At 24.0% G+C, this 25,114-nt stretch carries 25 protein-coding genes and 2 pseudogenes; 6 read left to right on the top strand and 21 right to left on the bottom strand.

Annotated features, from left to right (window positions below):
* Positions 1-44: 44 nt before the first annotated feature.
* From AAHM96_RS05095 to AAHM96_RS05065, 7 genes are all read right to left on the bottom strand, one after another.
* A complete protein-coding gene (locus tag AAHM96_RS05095) occupies positions 45-1,283 on the bottom strand; it encodes an IS256 family transposase (RefSeq protein WP_342273672.1) in 1,239 nt (412 codons plus the stop codon).
* An 82-nt stretch (positions 1,284-1,365) separates the two neighbouring features.
* Positions 1,366-2,125, bottom strand: a protein-coding gene (locus tag AAHM96_RS05090) for an IS5 family transposase (RefSeq protein ID WP_342272847.1) whose coding sequence is annotated in 2 segments (ribosomal slippage) — positions 1,366-1,863 and positions 1,865-2,125 — 759 coding nt in all. Because the reading frame shifts where the segments join, the coding sequence is not laid out codon by codon here.
* Complete coding sequence (locus AAHM96_RS05085; RefSeq protein WP_342272846.1) at positions 2,118-2,669, bottom strand: hypothetical protein; 552 nt, start codon at positions 2,667-2,669, stop codon at positions 2,118-2,120. Before AAHM96_RS05085 ends, AAHM96_RS05090 begins: the two co-directional genes overlap by 8 nt.
* A 120-nt stretch (positions 2,670-2,789) precedes the next feature.
* On the bottom strand, positions 2,790-2,972 hold the full coding sequence (locus AAHM96_RS05080; RefSeq protein WP_342272845.1) for a hypothetical protein: 183 nt from the start codon (positions 2,970-2,972) through the stop codon (positions 2,790-2,792).
* Positions 2,973-3,016: 44 nt separating this feature from the next.
* Positions 3,017-3,220 carry a hypothetical protein gene (locus AAHM96_RS05075; RefSeq protein WP_342272844.1) on the bottom strand — a complete coding sequence of 68 codons (204 nt, stop codon included), beginning with the start codon at positions 3,218-3,220 and terminating at the stop codon, positions 3,017-3,019.
* 164 nt (positions 3,221-3,384) lie between these two features.
* Positions 3,385-3,666 (bottom strand): hypothetical protein, encoded by a 282-nt coding sequence (locus tag AAHM96_RS05070; RefSeq protein ID WP_342272843.1) that lies wholly within the window; start codon positions 3,664-3,666, stop codon positions 3,385-3,387.
* Between the two features lie 2 nt (positions 3,667-3,668).
* Positions 3,669-3,938, bottom strand: a complete 270-nt coding sequence (locus tag AAHM96_RS05065; RefSeq protein WP_342272842.1) for a hypothetical protein — start codon at positions 3,936-3,938, stop codon at positions 3,669-3,671.
* Positions 3,939-4,042: 104 nt separating this feature from the next.
* On the opposite strand from AAHM96_RS05065, the gene AAHM96_RS05060 reads away from it, so the two are divergent.
* Positions 4,043-5,020 (top strand): IS3 family transposase, encoded by a 978-nt coding sequence (locus tag AAHM96_RS05060; protein ID WP_342272797.1) that lies wholly within the window; start codon positions 4,043-4,045, stop codon positions 5,018-5,020.
* 597 nt (positions 5,021-5,617) lie between these two features.
* On the opposite strand, the gene gatB is transcribed toward AAHM96_RS05060, so the two are convergent.
* The 4 genes from gatB to ligA are packed head-to-tail and all read right to left on the bottom strand — an operon-like array spanning position 5,618 to position 10,834.
* Positions 5,618-7,057, bottom strand: a complete 1,440-nt coding sequence (gene gatB, locus AAHM96_RS05055; protein WP_342272841.1) for an Asp-tRNA(Asn)/Glu-tRNA(Gln) amidotransferase subunit GatB — start codon at positions 7,055-7,057, stop codon at positions 5,618-5,620.
* Positions 7,050-8,522, bottom strand: coding sequence for an amidase family protein (locus tag AAHM96_RS05050; protein WP_342272840.1), 1,473 nt, complete (start codon positions 8,520-8,522; stop codon positions 7,050-7,052). Before AAHM96_RS05050 ends, gatB begins: the two co-directional genes overlap by 8 nt.
* The gene (gene gatC, locus AAHM96_RS05045) at positions 8,512-8,826 is read right to left on the bottom strand and encodes an Asp-tRNA(Asn)/Glu-tRNA(Gln) amidotransferase subunit GatC (protein WP_286640705.1); all 315 of its coding nucleotides are present in this window, start codon (positions 8,824-8,826) and stop codon (positions 8,512-8,514) included. Before gatC ends, AAHM96_RS05050 begins: the two co-directional genes overlap by 11 nt.
* Positions 8,819-10,834, bottom strand: coding sequence for an NAD-dependent DNA ligase LigA (gene ligA / locus AAHM96_RS05040; RefSeq protein ID WP_342272839.1), 2,016 nt, complete (start codon positions 10,832-10,834; stop codon positions 8,819-8,821). Before ligA ends, gatC begins: the two co-directional genes overlap by 8 nt.
* 346 nt (positions 10,835-11,180) lie before the next feature.
* Here ligA and AAHM96_RS05035 point away from each other — a divergent pair, with 346 nt between their 5' ends.
* Positions 11,181-11,417, top strand: coding sequence for a hypothetical protein (locus AAHM96_RS05035; RefSeq protein WP_281748081.1), 237 nt, complete (start codon positions 11,181-11,183; stop codon positions 11,415-11,417).
* A 62-nt stretch (positions 11,418-11,479) separates the two neighbouring features.
* Here the strand turns inward: AAHM96_RS05035 and AAHM96_RS05030 are convergent, their stop codons facing one another.
* Entirely contained in the window at positions 11,480-12,172 is a 693-nt protein-coding gene (locus AAHM96_RS05030; RefSeq protein ID WP_342272838.1) for a superoxide dismutase, read from the bottom strand.
* Positions 12,173-12,357: 185 nt separating this feature from the next.
* On the opposite strand from AAHM96_RS05030, the gene AAHM96_RS05025 reads away from it, so the two are divergent.
* The 4 genes from AAHM96_RS05025 (at position 12,358) to AAHM96_RS05010 (ending at position 17,196) form a co-directional block, all read left to right on the top strand.
* A complete protein-coding gene (locus tag AAHM96_RS05025; RefSeq protein ID WP_342272837.1) occupies positions 12,358-13,434 on the top strand; it encodes a type II CAAX endopeptidase family protein in 1,077 nt (358 codons plus the stop codon).
* 11 nt (positions 13,435-13,445) lie between these two features.
* Entirely contained in the window at positions 13,446-14,375 is a 930-nt protein-coding gene (locus AAHM96_RS05020) for an RluA family pseudouridine synthase (RefSeq protein ID WP_281748084.1), read from the top strand.
* Positions 14,376-14,529: 154 nt separating this feature from the next.
* On the top strand, positions 14,530-16,443 hold the full coding sequence (locus AAHM96_RS05015; RefSeq protein WP_338956634.1) for a hypothetical protein: 1,914 nt from the start codon (positions 14,530-14,532) through the stop codon (positions 16,441-16,443).
* A 21-nt stretch (positions 16,444-16,464) separates the two neighbouring features.
* Positions 16,465-17,196 (top strand): Abi family protein, encoded by a 732-nt coding sequence (locus tag AAHM96_RS05010; RefSeq protein ID WP_342272836.1) that lies wholly within the window; start codon positions 16,465-16,467, stop codon positions 17,194-17,196.
* Here AAHM96_RS05010 and AAHM96_RS05005 read toward each other — a convergent pair.
* The 9 genes and pseudogenes from AAHM96_RS05005 to AAHM96_RS04970 all read right to left on the bottom strand — a co-directional run bounded on the left by AAHM96_RS05005 (position 17,179) and on the right by AAHM96_RS04970 (position 25,044).
* Positions 17,179-17,968 (bottom strand): IS5 family transposase gene (locus tag AAHM96_RS05005; RefSeq protein WP_342272835.1). Its coding sequence is split into 2 segments (ribosomal slippage): positions 17,179-17,706 and positions 17,708-17,968, totalling 789 coding nucleotides; the frame shifts between segments, so codons are not numbered across the junction. The two genes, AAHM96_RS05010 and AAHM96_RS05005, sit on opposite strands and share 18 nt — an antisense overlap.
* 405 nt (positions 17,969-18,373) lie before the next feature.
* Positions 18,374-19,288: pseudogene (locus tag AAHM96_RS05000) on the bottom strand (IS256 family transposase); the annotation flags it as partial.
* A 20-nt stretch (positions 19,289-19,308) separates the two neighbouring features.
* A complete protein-coding gene (locus AAHM96_RS08525) occupies positions 19,309-19,629 on the bottom strand; it encodes a transposase family protein (RefSeq protein ID WP_425288783.1) in 321 nt (106 codons plus the stop codon).
* Between the two features lie 103 nt (positions 19,630-19,732).
* Positions 19,733-20,125 (bottom strand): transposase family protein, encoded by a 393-nt coding sequence (locus AAHM96_RS08520; RefSeq protein ID WP_342272745.1) that lies wholly within the window; start codon positions 20,123-20,125, stop codon positions 19,733-19,735.
* A gap of 67 nt (positions 20,126-20,192) precedes the next feature.
* Positions 20,193-20,516: pseudogene (locus tag AAHM96_RS04990) on the bottom strand (transposase); the annotation flags it as partial.
* A 299-nt stretch (positions 20,517-20,815) separates the two neighbouring features.
* Entirely contained in the window at positions 20,816-22,123 is a 1,308-nt protein-coding gene (locus tag AAHM96_RS04985) for a hypothetical protein (protein ID WP_342272833.1), read from the bottom strand.
* A 124-nt stretch (positions 22,124-22,247) separates the two neighbouring features.
* Complete coding sequence (locus tag AAHM96_RS04980; RefSeq protein ID WP_342272832.1) at positions 22,248-22,541, bottom strand: hypothetical protein; 294 nt, start codon at positions 22,539-22,541, stop codon at positions 22,248-22,250.
* Positions 22,542-22,631: 90 nt separating this feature from the next.
* Positions 22,632-23,231, bottom strand: coding sequence for a hypothetical protein (locus AAHM96_RS04975; RefSeq protein ID WP_342272831.1), 600 nt, complete (start codon positions 23,229-23,231; stop codon positions 22,632-22,634).
* Positions 23,209-25,044, bottom strand: a complete 1,836-nt coding sequence (locus AAHM96_RS04970; RefSeq protein ID WP_342272830.1) for an ABC transporter ATP-binding protein — start codon at positions 25,042-25,044, stop codon at positions 23,209-23,211. Before AAHM96_RS04970 ends, AAHM96_RS04975 begins: the two co-directional genes overlap by 23 nt.
* Positions 25,045-25,114 lie beyond the last annotated feature (70 nt).

The following is a 25,114-nucleotide window of genomic DNA, read 5'->3' as shown; positions in this document are numbered from 1 at the left end:
GTAGAGGCTTTTATGTAATCTGTGTATCTTTGTTTTACAAAGTACTAGTTTAGATTAATTCTATCTTCAAATTTTATCATAAAATGAGCAATTGCTGTATTTCAATTTTGAATGGGCATTGTTCATTTTTTTGTTATATTTTCAATTGCTAAGTAAAATATTTTGAAAACTGCCATATCATTTGGAAAAACTTTTTTATTTCTGATGACTTTTCGTAATTGACTATTTACAGATTCAATAGCATTTGTAGTATAAATCACTCTTTTGATTTCTACTGGATAACTAATAAAAACCATTAAATTATCTCAATTTTTATATCAAGATTTAGCAATTTGAGGATATTGTTTATTTCATTTACTTTCAAAGGATTCTAAAGCCTGCATTGCTTGTTCTTCACTACATGCAGTATAAATTGGTTTTAAATCTGCAACTAGAGATTTTCTATGCTTATATGAGACATATTTCAAACTATTTCTAATTTGATGAACTATGCATAATTGATGTTCTGTTTTAAGATAAACTGATTGTATTGCTTCTGACATGCCTGTTAAATTATCACTGCAGGCAATAAGAATATCATTTAAGCCACGATTTTTCATTTCTGTTAAATTTGCTAATCAAAATTTAGCACCTTCATTTTCACTAATTCATAAACCTAAAACATCTTTTTTACCTTCTAAATCAACTCCTAAAGCTATATAAACTGATTTATTAATAATCCTTTTATCTTGTCGTACTTTCACTACTATGCAATCAAAATAAACAATCGGATAGACACTTTCTAATGGTCGATTTTGCCATGCTTTTACATCATCAATAACATCATCAGTAATTTGGCTAATAACACTTTCACTAATATCAGCACCATGATATAACTCTTGTAATTGCATTCTAATATCTGATAATGTCATTCCTTTTGCATATAAAGAAAGAACTTGTTGATCAAAACCATCAAATCTTCTTTGTCTTTTTGCAACTATTACAGGATTAAAATTACTATTGCGATCTCGTGGTACATCAATCTCAATTTTACCTTGTTGAGTTATTAATTTTTTTGAACTTATACCATTACGAGCATTGTCACTATTACTATGTTGATTCTTATCATATCCTAAATAATTTTGCATCTCAGAATTCAACATTTTTTCTACTAATCTTTTTGTTAATTCTTTATACAATCCTTTCTCTTTAAAAACTGTTGTTAAATCTTCAGTATTTTCTAATAATAAATCTACTGCTTTTGATATTGGATCATTATTATTAATATTTTGCTTTTTAGCCATCTGTAACTCACTCTTTCTAGTCATTTAATTATATTTACTAGAATTAATTAAACATAGTTATTTTTGTAAGTTACACAGATTACTAAACATTACCCATTTGTAAGCTAGTATTTAATTTTTTTTCACAATTTTTTCATAATCTTCTGCATTTTTCTAATCATGCAAAACTTCGTTCTACAACTCATCTTTTTGGTAATACTACAAAAGAATGTAATTCATTACGTTTTATAACTTCAACATTTGCATTTATAATTGTTTTAATTTTAGAAGCAAATTTTTCACCAGTATAACCAGCATCTACTAGTATTTTTTGAACTGCAGAAAGATTCTCTTTTTCATTTTCAATCATTATTATAGCACTATTACGATCTGTTTTTTCTGCTGTGGTTATGTAAATTGCATGTGGTAAACCTTGAGAATCAACAGCAATATGACGCTTTATTCCTGAAATCTTTTTACCAGCATCATAACCTTTATTTTTAGTAGTATCTGTATTTTTAACACTTTGTGAATCAATTATACAAAAACTAGTTTGTTCTTTTCTACCATTATTGATACGAAATGCCTTGACTAATTTTTTTTAAAACTAATTGTAATACACTAGGTTCTTTATTATTATTTTTACTTCAAGCTTGAAAATAATAATATACAATTTGTCATTTTGGAAAATTTTTTGGTAACATTCTTCACTGGCAACCACTTTTTAATACATATAAAACTGCACAAAATACTTCATATAAATCTAAACTTCTTGGTTTAGTTCTCTTTTTAGTATTTTCTAAAATTGATTTTATATTTTCAAATTGCTCTTTGCTAACATTACTAGGATAATTTTTACACATATATACCTCTTATTTTAAAATATATAATCATTTTATCATATTCTCTAAAAGATTTTAAACAGGTTCTTATTGTTTCAAATCTATTAGGAATTAATTCAGTTAATCCACTGATAAGATTTGATATACCATAAGCATTTAATGAAATATAAGTATCTCAATCCATTAATGACTGATTTTCTTGTTTATTTAATAGTAATCATGGAGGACCTTCTGTTGTAGTTGTAGTAGTTATTGGAGTTGGTGTTGTTGGAATAATAGGAGTAATATTATTTTCACTTCATTTACTATAATTTGCTAATCCAATTGTTCCTAAACCTAATAATATTTTTTTACTACTATTAATTAACTTAGTTTTAGTATTTGGTCTTTGATTTAAATTTCATATATCTAAACCTAATTTTTTACCAAATAATAAACTATTAATTGAACCTAATAATGGATTACTTATTACTTGACCATAATAAGCACTTTTACCAATCATTGCACAAATAGGACTTATACCAGTTCTAATTAATTTGATTAAAGTATAATTATTTGTTTCCATTTTTATTCTCCTTTATTTGTTTTTATCAGTTCTCTTATAACATCTAATAAAGAATCTACTACATAAGAATTTAATTCAAATTCATAATTTCTAATTTTAATTTTTTCCTTTTTCATTTTTTTATTCTCCTTTAATTTCAATAACATAATCAATTGTTATATTTTTGTAATTATTAAAATGAGTTTTACATAATCCTAATTTTGTATCTTTTTTAATTGAGCAAACATATATTTCTTGATTACTATTATTATTTTTAGAACCATAACTATCACAATATCATAGTCATTCATAATCATTAATCATTTTATTTTCCTTTAATTTTCTAATTTTTTAATTGTTACTTTAATTTAACCTTGATAAACGTAATTATCACCAACTATTAATGCAACATTACTTTCGGGGTCAGAAACAATTATGTGTTTTGATTTAACATTTGGGTATTGTCTTAAAATAATTGCTCTAATATCATTACTTGTATGAATTGCTTTTGGAAATGGTGATAATATTTCAATTTCATCTTTATTTTCAAACAAAGTAGGTAATATAATCATTAATTATTCTCCTTATTTTTAATTTGATTAGCAATTTCACTTAATATTTTCAATACTTTATATTCATTTTTTAATTCTTTAATAATAAATATTAAAAATATTATTAGTGTTATACTTGTTATTAATATTGGTACTATTAATAAAATTTTTCATAATATCATTTTTTACTCTTTTCATTTTTTAAATCATTTAACATTAATTGAACAAAATGCACGATTTTTAGGAATATTTAAAGTATTAAAGATTTGACCAGTTACTATAATTTCATCGTTTTTGTTTCGGTTATAAAGCTTTGGATTGTTAAAAATTAAAGTAACATAGTTTAATCCATTTCATTGTCCATGAACACTATAATATAATCCTTTATTACCTTTTTCGTAATATTTTGCTTCAATACTGTTACTCAGTTTTACTGTTAATTTGACATAATTTACTTTCTCTTTCATCTTTATAATTTCCTTAAATAATTATCAAAAATTAATATTTTTTTATGATTTTTTAAATAATATTGAATATGCTTATAAGCATCTTGTTCATGTTTTGTTAATTTTATATTTCCTTTATAATTTGTTATTTTATTTTTATTTTTTGGGTGATTTTCGAAATAATCTCAGTTGAAAACATCTTGTACTAATACCATTAAAGCACCAATAATTTTAGGAGTTGCTAATGGATTAGTTAATAATTGTTTTGAACTTAGCCACTTGCCACTTGCCACTTAGCCCTTTTTACTAGACCATTAATTTAAAAAACCTGAATGTATTCTAAAAACAATTGTGTTATATAATTAACACTAATTTTAACCTGAAAGGATTTTTATTAATGGATAAAATTAAACAAATAGCATTAGTAATTAACAAATTAAATATCAAAGAAAAAATTAAAATTATTGATGATTGTAAAAATCAATATTCAATTAGAAACCTATGTCAATATCTTCAATTAAACAGATCAACATATTACTTTTTAAAAAATAAACAAAAACCTATTAAAAAAGAAGAAAATCATATTATTAAATGCAATCATAAATATCAAAAAATATGCCAACTTTTAATCGAATTTCATTCTACAAGAAAAGGCAGAATTTATGGATATTTAAGAATTTTTTCAGCTTTTAAAGAGTGATTAAAACAAGAAAAAAATATCATTTTAAATATAGAATTATCAATAAAACAAATGCGAAAAATTATGAAAGAACACAATATTCAAGGATTAAAACAAACTAAAAATAACTATCCTAAAAACAAAAAAAATCCAAATAAGTGAATACCTACAATGGATAAAGTAAACAAAGATTATAAAAGTACAACCTCTTCAAATCAAATTTGATCAATGGACACTAAACAAATAAATACTAAAGAAGGATGATTATATCTTTTTGTAATTATTGATTTTTATTCAAATAATGTTGTTAGTTATAATATTGCTCCTAATAAATCATATCAGGATTTAATTCTTCCTGCTCTTGAAAAAATCAACAAACAATTTTCTTGAAATCAAATAAAAAATGTTATTTTACATTCAGATAACGCCAACGAATTTTATTGTCAAGATATCACAAAATGAGCAGAGGATAAACAAATAATTTTAAGCAAAAAACAACCTTATGATATTGGTGGTAATGTATTATCTGAAAACTGATTTTCTCATTTATCTCAAGAATGACTACCTAAAGGATCAAATCAATATTTATCCATCAATGAAGCTATAAATGATGTAAATCAATATGTTATGTTTTATAATTATGAAAGAATACATTCTAAATTTCTAAAACCACCAATTTTACAAATTAAAATTTAGAATTTTATATCAAAAATGGTCCAGTAATTAAGGGCCAACCACCGTTAGTTATAATATTGCTCCTAATAAATCATATCAGGATTTAATTCTTCCTGCTCTTGAAAAAATCAACAAACAATTTTCTTGAAATCAAGTAAAAAATGTTATTTTACATTCAGATAACGCCAACGAATTTTATTGTCAGGATATCACAAAATGAGCAGAGGATAAACAAATAATTTTAAGCAAAAAACAACCTTATGATATTGGTGGTAATGTATTATCTGAAAACTGATTTTCTCATTTATCTCAAGAATGACTACCTAAAGGATCAAATCAATATTTATCCATCAATGAAGCTATAAATGATGTAAATCAATATGTTATGTTTTATAATTATGAAAGAATACATTCTAAATTTCTAAAACCACCAATTTTACAAATTAAAATTTAGAATTTTATATCAAAAATGGTCCAGTAATTAAGGGCCAACCACCGCCAACCACCAGTTACACAGATTACTAAACATTTCCATTTTAAATAAAATATTAGTATATAATTTATAATAAAAATATTCAAAGTATAATATAAAAATTCATAATTAAAAATTGATTGAAACTAATTATAGTTTTCAATCAATTTTTTTAATATTTCTTTAGAAACTTGTGGATTTGCTTGGCCTTTAGTTAGTTTCATTAATTGACCCATAAAAAATTTTAATGCTTTTTCTGGATTGACTTTATAAATAGTAATCATGTTTTCATTTGCTTTTAAAATTGTGATTAATATTTTTTCTAAATCATTACTATCACTTACTAAAGTAATACCTAATGTTCTAATAAGATCGGTAGGGCTTTTTTCACTATTAATCATAATTGCATTTAATAACTGTTTACTTTGTTTATCATTAATTTTTTGCTCATAAACTAGACTAACTAATTGTGATAGATTATTAGCAGTAAGTTCGCTGTTTTTAATAGTAGTGTTATTAATATTACAATAAGCTTGCACAGGACCTACTAAATAATTAAACGTAGGTAATATTAAATTATTAATGGCAACTGTTTGTTCAAAAATAGTTAATATTTCTACTTTGTCAATTAATAAATTAATATCTTTTATTGGTAAATTGTATTGTTTTTTTAATCTTTCCATTATTTGTTTAGGCAATTCAGGAGGATTTTTAGCAATCATTTTGATTCATTTTTCGTCTAGTTGAATTGGAAAAATATTTGGTTCAGGAAAGTATTTATAATCAATTTTATTTTCTTTGCTACGCATGCTAATGGTTTTATTAGTTTTTTCATCAAATCTTCTAGTTTCAAGATTAATTTTTTGTTTTTTATTTAAAATATTAGTTTGACGATTAATTTCATCATTTATTGCTAAAGTAATATTATGTGTAGAATTTAAATTTTTAATTTCAACTTTGGTACCTAAAGTATCACTACCATGTGGTTTTAACGATATATTAATATCGCATCGTAATGAACCTTCATTCATTTTAGCATCACTAACTTGTAAATGAATTAATAATTGACGTAGAGTATTAATATATGCTACTACTTGTTCGCTTGTGTTAAAAATTGGTTTAGTAACAATTTCTAATAAGGGAATTCCTGCTCGATTATAGTCTAGTAATGTTTTTTTATTATTATGAATTTGTTTTGCTGTGTCTTCTTCAATATGTAAGCGTTCAAAGCTAACAATAAATTCTTCATTATTTACAACTATTGGTAATTCACCGTTTGTACCAATTGGATGAAAAAATTGTGTGATTTGATAACCTTTAGGTAAATCGGGATAAAAATAACTTTTTCGATCAAAACGTAATAGTGGATCAATATTCATTTTTAAAGCAGTACATGTTTGAATTGCCATTATAATAACAGCTTGATTAACTGTTGGTAATGTTCCTGGATAGCCACAATCAATGGCATTAATTTGAGTATTTGGTTTTTGACCAAAAGTATTGGCGGCGTTGGAAAAACATTTAGTTTTAGTTTTTAATTCACAGTGGATTTCAATACCCATTACAACATCATATTTATTATTCATGATTATCACCTAGTAGTTTATTATTAAAATTAATTTTTTTACTTAAAAATAAAGCAATATTCAATATAACTTGATCATTGAAAGGTGCACCATTAATATTAAAACCAATCGGTAAACCATTAACAGTAGTTAACGGAATATTAATGCTTGGTCCACCATTTAAGTTAGAAAGTAGTAGTAAGTCTTCTAAATAATCATGTTCACTTTTAATAACTTTTTTTTGTTCTAATACATCTTTAATTTTTGGAGCTGGATTAATATTTGGCATAATAATGAAAGCATCATATTTTTTAAAGATAGTATTTAAATGTTCAACAATTAATCTTCTTACTTTTTTAGCTTTGTTAAATAATTCTTCTTGATGATTTTCAGATAAAGCATATGCACCAATAATGTATCTGCGTTTTACCATATCACCGAAACCAAATGTTCGTGAATTTGTCATAACTTCTTGATAATTTTTACCATTTTTACGAACACCAAAATTAATACCAGTTAGATTTGCATGGCAACTGGTTGCTTCAGCAAAAGAAATAATCATGTAGACTGGTAATAAAGATTGTAATAATTCTTTATTAAATTCAATTTGTTGAACTTTTGCACCACCATCAGTTAAATGCTTTATTGCTTCATCAAAACTAGATTTAACTATATCATTTCACTGATAATCATTATAATTTAAAATAGCAATATTTTTACCTTCTATATTTTGATTTAAGTTTTTAGTATAGTTTTTTTCTTTACTTTGAACACTAGTAAAGTCTTGTTCATCAAATAAAGCAATACTATCCAAGACAATGGCAATATCTTCGACATGATTAGTAAATATACCAACTGTGTCTAAACTTGGAGCATAAGGAAAAACACCATTTCGTGAAATTAAACCATACGTTGGTTTAAAACCAACAATACCACAATAAGCGGCAGGTTTACGTATTGAATCACCAGTATCTGTTCCTAAAGCAAATGGTACAATTCCAGCAGCGACTAAAGCTGCACTGCCACTAGAACTACCACCAGTGATATGTTTTAAATTCCAAGGGTTTAAGACATGACCAGTAGCTGCATATAAACCATCTCCACCCATTCCTAGTTCATCAAGAGCAGTTTTAGCTATATTAATGGCTTTATTATTTGTTAATAACATATTAACAGTACTGTCATAATTAGGAATAAAATTAGCAAGAATTTTTGATGAACCTGTTGTTAAGAAATTAATAGTAGCAATATTATCTTTCATTACAAATGGAATTGCTGCTAATAAATTATCATTAATTTCTTGTTCAGTAATTAATTTTGTTTGTTTAATGGCATTTTGTTCTAGTGAAGTAACAACAGCATTTAATTTTTTGAATTGTTCTAATCGTTTGTATACTAATTTAGTTAATTGATCTGGAGTAAGTATTTTTGTTTTTAATAATTCATGAAGTTGACGAATTGAAAGTTGGTGGTAATTAATTTTCATGATTAATCACCTGATTAATACTAATGTAATTATTTTCAACTTCTGGAGCAATATTTAAAACACTTTTAGAAGTTAAATGAGCTCCAACATTATCGGAACGTAATAAATTATTAATAATAGGAAATGGGTAATTTAAAGGTTCAATATCATTTGTATTGATATTTGTTACAATTTCCATTTGTTTTTCAATAGCTTTAAATTCTAGTAAAAGATTTTCACATTGTTCTTCGCTTAAATTGAACATAAGTTCGTTAGCAAATTCATGTAGCATTTTTGTTGTCATTTTCTTTTCAATTTTATCCATTTTTAGCTACCTCTTTCAATAAATTTTGTAATTGCTCTTCATTAATAATTTTAACATTAAGTTTGCGTGCTTGTGCTAATTTATTTCCTGGATTTTCTCCAACAATTAAATAAGAAGTATTATTACTAATAGTATTGGTAATTTTAGCACCATAGTTATTTAATAATTCAATGAATTCGTTACGACTTTTAGTTAAAGTTCCTGTTAAGACAAAAGTTTTACCATTCAATACTTGTGATTGGTTTTTTTGTAAATAATTAAAGTTAAGTTTAAAGTTTTGCAAGTTATTAATTAGTTGTTGATTAGTAGGATTAAGGAAATAATCAATAACACTAGTAGCGATTATTGGACCAATTTCATTAGTATTAGCTAGATCATCAAAGGTTGCTTCCATTAAGTTATTTAAAGTTAAATATTTTTTTGCAAGAATAATTGCTGTTTTTTGACCAACATGGCGAATTCCCAAACCGAATAAAAGTCTTTCTAAGGAATTTTGTTTTGATAGAATAATTGAATTAGCAAGATTAGTGAAAGATTTTTCACCAAAACGTGGTAATGATAGTATTTCTTTTCGTAAATTAACTAAATTGTAAATATCACTAATAGTTTTAATTCATTTTAAATCTAAAAAACGTAATAATATTTTTTCATTTAAACCAATAATATCCATAGCATTTCTTGAACAGAAGTGCATTAATGATTTAAGAATTCGTGATGGACAGTCACTATTAATGCAAAATTGATCAACTTCTGGCGGAACTTGTTCTAATTTTTTTTTACAAACCGGACAATGTATAGCTTTTTTAAAAATAATATTGTTTATTTGACGATTACTAATAATTGGTGCAATTACTTCTGGAATAATATCACCAGCTTTTTTAACACTTACTAAATCATTAATACGTAAATCACGATTAATAATATAATCACCATTATGAAGTGTGGCAAAAGTAACGGTAGTACCAGCAATTATCACTGGTTGTAATCTAGCATTATAGGTTATTTTTCCTGTTCTACCAACAGTTGGAAATATATCTAAAAGTTTAGTAACACTAGTAACAGCAGGAAATTTATAAGCTATTGCTCATTTTGGTGCCTTATTAGTTCTTCCTAACATATCATAACTGGTTAGATCATTAATTTTAATGACAATACCATCAATTTCATATGGTAATGTATTTCTTAACTTTTCATATTTCTGAATATAAATTCATACTTCTTCAATATTTTTACATAACTGTCATTGTTCATTAATTTTGAAACCATATTTTTGTAAGGTAAATAATGCTTGTTCATGGGTTTTAATATTATCATTAGTAGCATTAATATAATAGTAAAGAAAGCCATCTAATTTTCTTGAATTAACAATATTAATATCAAGTTGACGAATAGTACCAGCTGCAGCATTGCGAGGATTAGCAAAGAGTGGTAAGTTTTGTTGTTGTTGTTTTTCATTAATGCGATTAAATTCTTCTTTACTTAAATATATTTCTCCTCTTACTTCTAATTTAGAATTAATTGGTATTATTTTTGGTATTGTTTTAATTGTCAAAATATTATTGGTAATGTCTTCACCAGCAATTCCATCACCTCTGGTAGCAGCAGTTTTTAATTCTCCTTTTTCATAAGTTATGGAAATTGATAGACCATCAATTTTTAGTTCACAAACATATTCAATGTTATTTTCTGATAATGTTTTTTTAATTTGTTGATCAAATTTTAGTAAATCTTCATAATTAAAGGCATTACCCAAACTTAGCATTGGTTGTTGGTGAAAAATTTTTGTTAAAGAATTAATTGGTTTATTACCAACAGTTTTAGTTGGAGAATCATTACTATTAAATTGGGGATATTGTTCTTCTAATTTTACTAATCTATGATAGGCGCTATCATAAAGTTCATCACTAACAGTAGGTGCATCTAAAACATGATATTCATAATTTCATTGTTTAATTTGGTTTCTTAATTGTATTATTTCAATTTTAATATCATTATTTTTGTTACTCATATTACTTTCTCCCCTAATTGGTTTGTTAATAAGACATAATTAATTATAAATGAATTATTACTTTAATTGTAATATTGTTTTATAAAAGTATAATTTAGTAATGTAAATAAAATAAATAAATAATAATATACATTTTTTTTAAAAAAATGATTATAATAAAATTAGTATTAAAAAATAATGGCTAATTAAGTATTTGGTTTTTTAAACTCCTATTAAGTTTATTTAACTTAAAGTTTTTTTTGTATATAACTAGACACATTTTTTAATATTAACCTTTGATAAGTTTTAAGTATAGTATTAAAACTAAAGATAATTACTTTAATTTTATATGAGTTAGGAGTAAGTTATGAAAGATACATATGCATCTGTTCGTTTAGCACAAAAGCCAGAAAATGCTTTTGCTTGTCATCGTTGTGGTAGGGTTATTTTAATTGCCGAATTTTTAGAAGCAAAAAATATTCAATTGAATTGTAATCGATGTGGTTTTAAAAAACATGTTGAAAAAATCAAAATAGAAAAAAAATCAGAAATTAAAAAAACTAGAATTGCTGCTATTTCTTCCAAAAATTCTTCTAAAAAATAACTTAGCTTAGATTAATATTAATAATATTATAAAAAAAAGAACTCAACTGAGTTCTTTTTTACTTATTTTTTATTTTTTTCATTTAAATACTCTTGATAATTATTATTTACTTGTTCTCAATTGATAACTTTTAATAATGCTTGTAAGTATTTCTCTTGTTCATTTTTATATTGTAGATAATGTGCATGTTCTCATACATCAATAGCGATCAATGGGTACATGTTCAAGAATCATGGATTGTCTTGATTAAAAGTTTTGTATAGTCTTAATGTACCATTATTATCAATTACTAATCATGCTCAACCACTTCCAAAAATATCCATGGCAGTTTTTGTTAAAGCAGCTTCAAATTTTTCATAAGATTCAAAGCGATTAATGATTGCTTTACCAATAGCTGATTTTTCATTAAAACCTTTATTTTTCCCCAATAGTGAAAAGAAAAGATTATGATTAATTACTCCCCCACCAAATTGTCGAATGCTACTTTGTAATTTTTTTACATTACAAGTTTCTTTATCCTCACATATATCTTCTAATTTACAATAATTACTTAATAAACGATTTAGTTCCCCTTTAGTTTCAAGATTATAATCAGAAAAAACTTTCGGATGTTTATCCATCACTAATTTTAAAGAAGTTAAATATTTCTTATGAAGTTCTTCATAATGATGTTTAATTGTTTCTTGTGAAATGTAAGGTTCTAAACCATCATAATTATATGGTAAATCGATAATATTAATCTTGTATTTAGGCATTCTTTTCTATCCTCCTTTTCTTTTTAAACTCTTGACATATAAATATTGCATTGCATTATAATAAATTAATGTAAAATTACAAGTTTATTATATTACAAGATTTCTCACTATATGTTATACTAAAAATTAATATTAAATACTAATTTTACTAACAAAGGGTGAAAGTTTTCGTGCAGTACTTATACATGTTTAATAAAAAATCTAATCAAATTAATGTTTCTCACAACAATGATATCATACGTAGAATTAATGTAAACCAAACTGATAACATTAATAGTAATAATTTAGAAAAAAATGAACAAAAACAATCATTTATTGATAAATTTACTTCAAAATCACTTAGTTGTGATGACACCAATAACTTTAATTTCAAAACAGCCAGTTGAACTCTAACAATAATTTATCTTATATCTTTTATTATAATTCCAATTCTTTATAGTTTAATCAAAACTTATGCTGTAAAAGATACTAGTCAAAGTTCATTTCTTAGTCTTTTTATTTTTAGTTTATTGCCAATTTTTGGCTTAGTTGTTTCACTTGGTATTGATTGAGAAGCTATGATTAAAAAAGGCGGGTGGGCTGCTTATAGTCATAGTGTATTTGGTTTTATTAGTGTAGTATTTGTTCTTTTATTTTTTATTGCAACAAAAGTTATTAGTGGTAAAGATGATGATGTAACTTCGCTTGCTACTACATTTTTAATTCAACAGTTATTTCAATTGTTAGGATCAATTTTAGTATTAGTATTTTGTAGATCATTACGTGAGAGAATTATTACTACTTTAAAAGAAGCAAAATTAGATTTAATAACTTGAGTTACCATTTTTGCTGTTATTGGTACTATTTTAAATATTATTTTCAACATAATTCCTAAATTTAGTGAATTTAATATGTTAACAAGTAATAATACTTCAAAAAATCAAGATGTTTTAAACTTATTAATGAATAGTCCGTATGGCATTTTTGTTTTAGTTCTTAGTACTATTTTTATTGCTCCAATTAATGAAGAAATATCATATCGTCATGGTACTTTTACCATTGTTCGTTATCGTTGATTAGCATATGCAGCTTCATTAATTTATTTCCCATCAATGCATGTTATGGATAGTGGTGATTGAAATAATATTATTGGTTATTTAGGATTTAGTATTATATTACCCTTATTATTTATAATGACACGGGGTAATACTACATATAGTATTGGTTTACATGCTTTTTCTAATCTAATTGCAACTATTTCTGGTTTTATTAATAAAAATTAAAAGGAAAAATTATGACTACCTTAACAATTACTGCCAATGATGCTGATCAAACTTTAATTAATTATTTAAAAAAAGTATTTAAAACACTACCACTGTCAAAAATTTATCGTTTATTTAGAACAAAAAAAATCAGAGTTAATAATAAAACTACTACTGATTTTAAATATCGCTTACAAGAAAATGATTTAGTAGTCATTTATGAAAGTAATTTAGTTGTTAACTATAAACCAGAAAAAATTACTAAAGAAGCACCAATTGAATTGTTTTATGAAGATGATAATTTTTTAATTGTTAATAAAGATCATAATATTGTTGTCCACCAACCATATGGTTCTTGCTTAGATAACATGGTAAAATATTATTTACAACAAAAATACCCGAAGAAGAAACGTGAGCAAACATTTAATATTAGTCATCAGTATCGTTTAGATAAACTAACTAAGGGTTTAATTATTTATCCAAAAAATAAAATGACACAAAACGCACTTCATAATGCTACTAAAAATGGTCAAATTATTAAAAAATATTTGGCTATTTGTTCTGGCCAATTAACTAAAAATTTAAATATTTCTGGTTATATTACTCATGATGAGTTAACAATGAAAATGAAATTTTCAATTGAACCAAGTGAACAAAGTAAAAGTTGTAGCACCATCTTTACACCAATATTTAATACTAAAGACTTTACTTTAGTTGAGTGTCAATTAGTTACTGGTAGAAAACATCAAATTCGTAGTACTTTACAATTTTTAAATTTGCCAATTGTTGGTGACACTAAGTATGGGTCAACAATAGTTACCCCTAATAAAATTGCATTATTTGCTTATTATTTGTCATTTAATGATTTAGAAGAACCATTTACTTATTTGAATGATCAAAATTTTATAATAAAAGATTTAAAAACAGATTTAATTAAACAGATTAAAAAAGAAAAATGATAAAATTAATCTATACTAATATATAGATTACATTTTTATTTTTTTGCTATTTTTTATTTTTAATAGTGATTAATAATATTGAACTTTTAATTTTGGGTTGTTAACATATTTAAATAAAAAACAAAATTAGTTTTATTTATATAGATTGGGTGAAGTAATGACAACTAAAAAAGGTATTTTTAATACAATTGTTGGTGTTATCATGACAATTGTTATCTCTATTTTACAGTTAACTTTTCTTTATGTTACTGGTTTAGCATACGGTGAAAAAATTAATGGTTTAATTCGTGTTATTATTTCTTTTTTGACTTACCTTAGTTTGACAGAAGGAGGACTTGGTTTAATTACCATTTTTTCTTTATATCGTCCGTTACAAAATGATGATTATGAAACCGTCAACGATATTATTAATACGACAAGAAAAAATTATCATCATTCAGGAAGAATATATTTAATTATTCTTGTTAGTGCTGGTTTTATTTTAGGATTAGCTAGTGTTCATTTACCAGAAATTGGTTTAGATATGGAAATTCCTTTTTGACAAGTAGCACTTATTATTATTTCTTTAGGATCACGTGAATTAATCTTTTTTTATTTTAGTGGTGCTTATCAAAATTTAATTCAAGCTGATCAAAAAGGTTATTTAAATCGTTTAATTTTTATTTTTTCAGAGATTATTATGTATATTTTACTAATGACGTTATTAGTTATTAGAAAGTCTGATGGTAAACCGATAGATATGTATATTCCTTTTTTTGCTTATTTTGTTTGTGGTGTATTAAAAGCATTTGTTACTTTTATCGTTATTAAAATTGAATATCCATGATTACAACATAAAAAATGAACACAACAAAAAAGGATGCTAAAACAATCGTGATGAGTAGCCCTGAATCGTTTACCTGACATGATTATTTCTAACATTGATATTATTTTAATTACTTTATTTTTATCACTGACAACAACATCAATTTACACTATTTATATTATTATTGCTACAACGATGCGCTCAATTGCTTTAATTTTAATTAGTTCTTTTCGCGAAGTTTTTGGATATTGAATTGCCAAAAGTGGACGAATTAGATGAACTGTCTATACTAAATTTGAGTTATATGCTTATATGATTGCTGGTTTTTTATTTATTAATCAATTTATTATTACTCAATATTTAGTGTCTGCTTTAAGTATTACAAATATTAATAATTCTGATGGTAATTTTGATTCTTCAAAAAATCTTTTTATTAATTTATTTTTGTCACAACCATGATTTATTTTACTTTTATCTTTAAAAAATACAATTCAAGTGGCAACCGAACCAGGAAAAGTTATTGTAAATGCTACTGTAAAACACAAAGAAACAATTTGAGGTTCATATATTCAATCAATAATCAATCTTGTTTTAGGTGTTATTTTGGGTTGAATACTATCAAATTTAGGTTGAAAACATCAAAGTTATCAATATTTATCATTAAGTTTATATATGATTCTTTTATCAAGTTGTATTGGTTGAGTTTATCGTTTAATTTCAATCTGAGTTTATGTTTGAAAACATTTGACGTATAATAGTGATTTACGTTTTATTATTCAAAATACTTTAGTGTTAATTATTCCAATTTTAGCAGTAACATTATTTGGATGTCTTTATTTCTTTGATAAATATCCACCAACATATAATTTCACAGATTATAGTTTTGTATTACGAGTTATCGGTTATTCATTATTGTATTCATCAATTTTAATTTTTGGTTTAGCAATGACTATTAATTTTCGTCAGTTTTGATCAATTTTTAATTTTAAGAAATTTTTTACTAATTTATTTTCACGTAAACGTAAGCAAAAAGCATTTATGAATCAAGAAGTACAAGAATTTTTTAAAGATAGTAATAAACCTAAAAATAACTTTACTAATAAAACATTTGATTGAACTGCTACTTATCAAAGTACCAATATGAACGTTGATGACTTTATTGAACAAGAGTTGTTACGAAGAAAAAAAGAAGTAGATATTAAAAGTGAAACAAAAGAATCTGAAAATTCTTCTATTCGCGTTGGTATTTATAAAATTAGAGGTTAGTTTATTTAAGGAGTGAATTACATGTTATTAAATGAAGAATGATTTGTAGAAAATATTGTTGAAGAAAAATATTTAGAATTATTAAAGCGTAATTATCCTCAACATCAACTTAAAGATTTATTTTTATTGAACATTGATTTACGTTTATTGTATTTAAAACATATTTTAATGATTGAAAATTCTTTAAAAAATGCTTTATTACATCAACTTTTTAATGATAATGTTCAAAATTTAGATAATGCTACTTTTCTTAATCCAGAACACCTAGCTCAAATGAAAACAGCTTTACGTTTGATTCGTGCTGGTTATAATAAATATAATAGAAGTGGTGTTTTAAAATCACGAACAATACGCAGTTTAATAGAAGTTATGTCATTTGAATGAACAATGAAATTATTACAAACTTTAAATGATAAAAGTATCGCTAAGATTGCTCATTATTTTGGTATCAAAGAATTTAATGATAGTAAAATTTTATTAGAACAGTTAGAATATATTAAAGATGTTCGTAATTATTTATCACATAATTTTAAAGTATTAGCAATTCAATTTAAGTATAAAGAACGGTTCGCTTATTATGAACAAACTTTAAATGCTAATAATGATCATCATTATTTGCACTTATTAATTACTCGTTTTTCTAGTAAAAACCAATTACTAGCGCCATTTAATGTTGATTATGAAAATTTATTTAATAGTTATGATGTTAAAATTCATGATTGTGTTAGAACCTGTTTAAAATCTTTTCAATAAAATTGAAATAAAGGCAAGAACAACCATTTGTAAGCTAGTATTTAATTTTTTTTCACAATTTTTTCATAATCTTCTGCATTTTTCTAATCATGCAAAACTTCGTTCTACAACTCATTTTTTTGGTAATACTACAAAAGAATGTAATTCATTACGTTTTATAACTTCAACATTTGCATTTATAATTGTTTTAATTTTAGAAGCAAATTTTTCACCAGTATAACCAGCATCTACTAGTATTTTTTGAACTGCAGAAAGATTCTCTTTTTCATTTTCAATCATTATTATAGCACTATTACGATCTGTTTTTTCTGCTGTGGTTATGTAAATTGCATGTGGTAAACCTTGAGAATCAACAGCAATATGACGCTTTATTCGTGAAATCTTTTTACCAGCATCATAACCTTTATTTTTAGTAGTATCTGTATTTTTAACACTTTGTGAATCAATTATACAAAAACTAGTTTGTTCTTTTCTACCATTATTGATACGAAATGCCTTGACTAATTTTTTTTAAAACTAATTGTAATACACTAGGTTCTTTATTATTATTTTTACTTCAAGCTTGAAAATAATAATATACAATTTGTCATTTTGGAAAATTTTTTGGTAACATTCTTCACTGGCAACCACTTTTTAATACATATAAAACTGCACAAAATACTTCATATAAATCTAAACTTCTTGGTTTAGTTCTCTTTTTAGTATTTTCTAAAATTGATTTTATATTTTCAAATTGCTCTTTGCTAACATTACTAGGATAATTTTTACACATATATACCTCTTATTTTAAAATATATAATCATTTTATCCTATTCTCTAAAAGATTTTAAACAGGTTCTAAGAGAAAAGAAAATAAATTTATTAAAAAGAATGATTTAAAAGTTGAAAGAAAAAGATATGAAAAACAAAAATTAGAAAGAAAATTTCAAAATTTAAATAATCAAGTAAAAGAATTAAAACAAACATTAGAATTTAAAAGTAAATTATTAGAAATTAATAATGAAAATTTAAGAAATAATGAACAAAATAAAACTATAAGAACATTTATTTTATAAGGAGTGAATTAATTTTATGAAAAAAGATAAATGAAAAAATATGCCAAGACAAAAGTTGCATAAGAAAAAAGCCTCAATTTTGAGGCTTTTATGTAATCTGTGTATCTTTGTTTTACAAAGTACTAGTTTAGATTAATTCTGTCTTCAAATTTTATCATAAAATGAGCAATTGCTGTATTTCAATTTTGAATGGGCATTGTTCATTTTTTTGTTATATTTTCAATTGCTAAATAAAATATTTTAAAAACTGCCATATCATTAGGAAAAACTTTTTTATTTCTGATAACTTTTCGTAATTGACTATTTACAGATTCAATAGCATTTGTAGTATAAATCACTCTTTTGATTTCTACTGGATAACTAATAAAAACCATTAAATTATCTCAATTTTTATATCAAGATTTAGCAATTTGAGGATATTGTTTATTTCATTTACTTTCAAAGGATTCTAAAGCCTGCATTGCTTGTTCTTCACTACATGCAGTATAAATTGGTTTTAAATCTGCAACTAGAGATTTTCTATGCTTATATGAGACATATTTCAAACTATTTCTAATTTGATGAACTATGCATAATTGATGTTCTGTTTTAAGATAAACTGATTGTATTGCTTCTGACATGCCTGTTAAATTATCAATGCAGGCAATAAGAATATCATTTAAGCCACGATTTTTCATTTCTGTTAAATTTGCTAATCAAAATTTAGCACCTTCATTTTCACTAATTCATAAACCTAAAACATCTTTTTTACCTTCTAAATCAACTCCTAAAGCTATATAAACTGATTTATTAATAATCCTTTTATCTTGTCGTACTTTCACTACTATGCAATCAAAATAAACAATCGGATAGACACTTTCTAATGGTCTATTTTGTCATGCTTTGACATCATCAATCACATCGTCAGTAATTTGGCTAATAACACTTTCACTAATATCAGCACCATGATATAACTCTTGTAATTGCATTCTAATATCTGATAATGTCATACCTTTTGCATATAAAGAAAGAACTTGTTGATCAAAACCATCAAATCTTCTTTAGACTTGGTGCAAAACTAAGGTAATTCAAAATTATATATTTCTGCTATTAAATTAAATCTTAATGCAAATCTTCGTATTTTATTGCGATATTTTAAAGTTAAAATTTTAAAACGTTTTAGTTTAGCAAATACGTGTTCAATTTTAATTCTAATTTTGCTTAAAGTTTTATTGTATTCTTTTTGAATTGGTATTAATTTATTGTATTTACTTTTTTTAAATGGCAAAAATGTATTTTTATGAATATTTTGTATTCCTTGATAACCTGAATCAACAAAAACTTGTTTTTCTGGATGAATAAAAGTTTTAGATTTTAAAAGTAATTTAAAATCATGAATGCTTCCAAAACAAAAAGCGGTTGAAATAATTTTCCATTTAAAATATCAATAATTATTTGCGATTTAAGAGTATGATGTTTGTTTTTACCCGAAAAAAGTAATTTTAGTTTTTTTTAATTCTTTCAATTGGAGTTTCAGTAGCATCAATAGCTAGTAAAGTATTATTGATTCCTTTATTTTTGATTAAATCTTTTTTGCCAGATAAATTAAAAATTCCACTTTTTATTAAAGTATTTTCAATTCAAAAAATATTACGAATGCAGCTAGTATGACTAATATTATATCTTTTTGCAATAACTCTATAACTACTATACTCTTTTCAGTATTCTAATGTCATTAATAAACGATTTTCTATTGATAATTTATTAGGTTTACCACCAACTGCTTTTTTAATTGCTTCAGCTTTTTTTAAAATTTCAACCATTTTTTGAAATGTTTGTAGTTTTATTCCCACTAAACTATAAAATTCTTGTTCATCTTTGTATTTTTTTAACATAATAATTATCACCTTTGATATTAATAATAACCGTTAAATTATTAAAATTAAAGGTTTTGCACCAAGTCTTTTGTCTTTTTGCAACTATTACAGGATTAAAATTACTATTGCGATCTCATGGTACATCAATCTCAATTTTACCTTGTTGAATTATTAATTTTTTTGAACTTATACCATTACGAGCATTTTCAGTAGTACTATGTTGATTTTTTTCATATCCTAAATAATTTTGCATTTCAGAATTCAACATTTTTTCAACTAATCTTTTTGTTAATTCTTTATATAAACCGCCAGGTTTAAAAACTGTTGTTAAATATTCAGTATTTTCTAGTAATAAATCTACTGCTTTTGATATTGGATCATTATTATTAAAGTTATCTTTTTTAGCCATCTGTAACTCACTCTTTCTAGTCATTTAATTATATTTACTAGAATTAATTAAACATAGTTATTTTTGTAAGTTACACAGATTACTAAACATTTCCAAAACATCTAATAATCCAGAATTTTTAAAAAGAATTGAAAACCTTAAAGTTGAGTGTTTAGAAATTCACGAAGAATATTTAATTAATAATTCTAATCAAATGGCAGAAAACCAACCATCAGCATCTAATCAAAGTAGTGTAAGACAACATTCATTGTAAAAATAATGCCTTAATTAAGGCATCATTTTTTATATATTAAATTTAATTATTTTTTAAATTGAAAACTAATATTATCTAAATCAATTGCTAAACTACAACCAGCAATTAAATTTGGTGATGAAGTAACACGTGCATTTCATTGATAATAAATATTATTATCATCATGGTATACATAAAGTTCAATAATTGGAAGTTGAATAATAAGATCAGAAATTGCTACAACATTATAAGGATTTTGTAGTTCATATTTAATATTTTTATTAGTAGTAATATTATTAGTATCACCAGTAAGATTATTATTTTCTTTATATGTACCCATATTATTAATTGATAGTTTAGAATTATTAAAATTAAATTTAGGATAAAGTTGTGAAAATTGTTCTCAATTTTTTGCATATTTAGTTCAATTTAAAATGATTTGTTGATCACTATTTTTTGATCAATCATTTTTATTAATATTGCTAAAGTCTTCTTTATAATTATAGTTAATACTTTGTTTTATATTTTGGACATTTCATTTTGTATAGTAAATTGCTACTAAGTTATTATCATTATCAAAAATAAAATTTAATGAATAATCTTTTATATTTAGGAAAAGGGGTGAATTTTTAATAAAGTTAAAGATGTTATTATTTTCAACAATTAAGTTAATAATATTATTTGTTAATTGGTTACTAATTAGTTTGTTTAAACTGCTTTTATTAATGAATTGTTGACTAATATTATAAGCTATTGCTAAAGAAATTTTATTATTAATAGCAGCATCAGCAATGTAATATAATCCTAAGTTTTCACTAAGATTGTTATTATTTTCAATTTTAGAAGCACCAGCAATGTTAGAAATATCAATATTTTGTTCAAGACCACCAAATTGTAAATATGTTCAATTATTGTCACCAATAAAATTATTTTGTTGATATTCACTAAAATTGTAAGCATCAGAATAATTAGGATTGCTTTTAAGTGATGTTACTTTTTTGTGGCTGTTCATTTCTTGTTTTGTATTTTCAATATTTAATTTATCTTCATTAGGAATAGTAACTTTGGTATTATAAACTAGGTTACCTGTTGTATCTACTAAGAAGACGTTTCTAGCATTGGTAAAAGTATAACTTTTTAATGCTGAAGTATCATAACTATAAAATTTATGATCGGTTGTTGATTGGTTAGTAATTCAGTCACTATTATTTAAATATTGATATTGATTATTAAATAATGATGTTTGATTAGTAGTGGCGTTTGCTTTTTGTAAATCATTTTTGCTACTATTAAAGTGATTCACACTAGTTAAAATAGTGGTACTTGTTGCTAGTGAAAAAATACCAACTGTTAAAATATTTATTGTTTTTCTCATATTTTATACCTTTAAAGTTAATATATAATTTTAATGATGATATAAACTTTATATCTTTATTAAAATTATAACGATATTAAACTATCGTTATTTATATTATAGTACTTTTAGCGAAATTCTACAATTATGAGTTAAATATTTGTTTAACTTTTCTCATAGATTCAAAAAAAGATTTAATTTGAAAATTTTCAGTACTTATTACTAGTCTAGGAGCTTTTAATTCTGTTAAAATTTGATTTAAAATTTTGCAAATTTCTTCTACAAATAATTTTAATGTTTTAATAACATTAAATCCAAAAATAAATATATAATTTTTTCTATTATCAATAAATTCATAATAATTATAATTAGGATCAACTCAAATTCATAAATAATTAGGATTTGAATTTATTTGATTGATTGAAATATATTTTTCCATTTTTTTTCTTTAATAAGATTTAAAATTCATGTACTTCTTTCATTATCATTAACTATTTTAAAATAATGAATAAAACTATTAATAATTAAATTATCATAATCCATTTTTTAGTTGTTGATTAATAATTTTGTTTTTATTAAAAATCTGTTTTTCAGATAACATAATTAAATTATTTTTAACTGCAAAATTTAATTTTGTTTTTAAATTTTCATATGATACTTGCTTTTTTTCTGAATTGTAACCTTGCATAAAAATACTATGTGTTAATAAATTACGCATAAATTTTAATCAAAAAATAATATTTAATTTCTCAAAATTATTTTTAATTTTATTTATTTTACTTTTATTTTTTTTAGTTAAATTTTTACTTTTATATATGTTTAAAATTTCAAAAGAAAAATAAACAAGTTCATACACATCATATAAATAATTTACTAAAGTTCTAATATTAGTGATAATACTACATTTAGATTTTTCTAATATAATTAAATCATTACTAATACTTGTAATATTAACTCTAGCATTTAGTAATTTTTGTATTTGTTTTTGATCATAAGATCACTTTTTTTCTTTAGAAGTCTCATTTAATAAAACTGAAGCAAAAAAATCTATATATTCAAATATATAACTTTCTAATTTAACTATTGCACCAAGTCTATTAAAAATTTTACCCCATAACTCCAGCTTCATATAAATGTTTAAAGTGACCTTCTTTAACTTTTAATTCATCAAAAGTACCAACTTGAACTAAACCTTTTTCTTTTTCTAAAACTAAAATCTTATCAACAGTTTTAATTGTTGATAAACGATGTGCAATAATAATACTAGTACGACCAATCATTAATTTATTAAATTGTGCTTGTATTTCCTTTTCGACAATATTATCTAAAGCACTAGTAGCTTCATCTAAAATTAATAATTCTGGATTTTTTAAAAAGATACGAGCAATAGCTACTCTTTGTTTTTGACCACCAGATAAGTTAATCCCACGTTCACCTAAAATTGTATTATAACCATTAGGTAATTGTTCAATGTAATCATGTAAGTTAGCTTTACTTGCAGCAATTTTGATTTCTTCTAAAGTTGCTCCTTGCTTAGTATAACTAATGTTTTCGGCAAATGTGCCAAATAAAATTTGTGGATCTTGTTCAATATAGCCAATATGATGTAAGTATTGTGCTAAGTCAATATGACGTAAATCAGTATTATTATTAATTAAAATTCTTCCTTCAGCAGGGTCATAGTAACGTAGTAATAACTTAGAAATAGTAGTTTTTCCGACACCAGTTGCACCAACAATAGCATAACTTTTACCTTTTTCAAAAGTGAAAGAGAAGTTATTTAAAATTCAGTCTTCTTTTTCATCATAGCGGAAATTAACATTTTCAAAAATAATATCACTAGTAATTTGTTTTACTGGTAAGGCTTTTTTTTTATTAACTATTTTTGGTTTAATATTAAGAATTTCATTAACTCTTAAAATTGAAGTTGATGTTTTAGCTCAATTACCTAAGAATTGAATACTTTGAATAACTGGGAAAATTAAAGTGTTGACTGCTAATAAAAAAGCAATTAGTGTTGAAACACTAATGATGTGTTTACTTACAAAAATGAAACCAGCAACTAAACCAACAATGTTAATTCCTGTTAGTAATGTAATTAGTAATGCTCTAGTAAAACTTTCAAAAGTAATAGTTTTTTTTGCTGCTTGATAATATTTAAGATGTTCATTAGAAAATCTTTTATTTTCACTTTTTTCTGTAGCATTACTTTTAATTAAAGTAATAGTATTTAGTCGATCAGTAATATCAGCATTAACTTCAGTGTAAACTTTTCTTCATTTATAGTTTAAATAACGAATAATTTGAACATTTAATACTGATATTATTAAAATTGATAAAACAATACCTAAAACAATTAATGATAATTGTCAATTTAAAGAAAAAATAACGTAAATTGAACCAAAAAAAGTCACAATTGAACTAAGCATAGTTAAAGGAATAGATTGCATATTTTCACCAATAACACTAGTATCACTAATTAGTTTTGTTAAAGTGTCACCAATTTTGCGATCTTCATAATATGACATATCTAAATCTAGTAAATGTTTTAAAACTTTATTTCGATATTCAATTTCAACTTTAACACCAATGATGCTTCCTGTTAAATTACGAAAGTACATAAATAATCCTGATGCAATTTGTAAACTAATTAAAATATAAGCTAAAGTAGTAATTTTTTCTCATTGAAAACCATCGGGGGTAGCTAAAAAATTATTAGTAATTTTAGGAATAATTACTGAAATTATTGAAGAAGCAATAGTGGTTAGTATTGCAATTAGATAAAGTAGTGGATATTTTTTAAAGTATTGAATAACTGCGCTTAAGAAACCACTTTTTTTTATTTTTAATTCATTATAATCAGTCACGCTTTTTTTTATTTTTGCTGTTGTATTTTCTTTTGTCGGCGAAGCAGTAATTTTTGTTTTATTTTTTTTGGACATAATATTTGTTCTCCTTATTAATAATTTATTTTTATTTGTTATAGTGGTAAACCCAATTCTTTTAATGGAA

Source organism: Spiroplasma endosymbiont of Acasis viretata (assembly GCF_964031275.1).
Lineage (GTDB): Bacteria > Bacillota_I > Bacilli_A > Mycoplasmatales > VBWQ01 > Spiroplasma_E > Spiroplasma_E ixodetis_A.
Note: the sequence above shows the minus strand (reverse complement) of the source record. Positions and strands in the feature narration are given on the sequence as shown.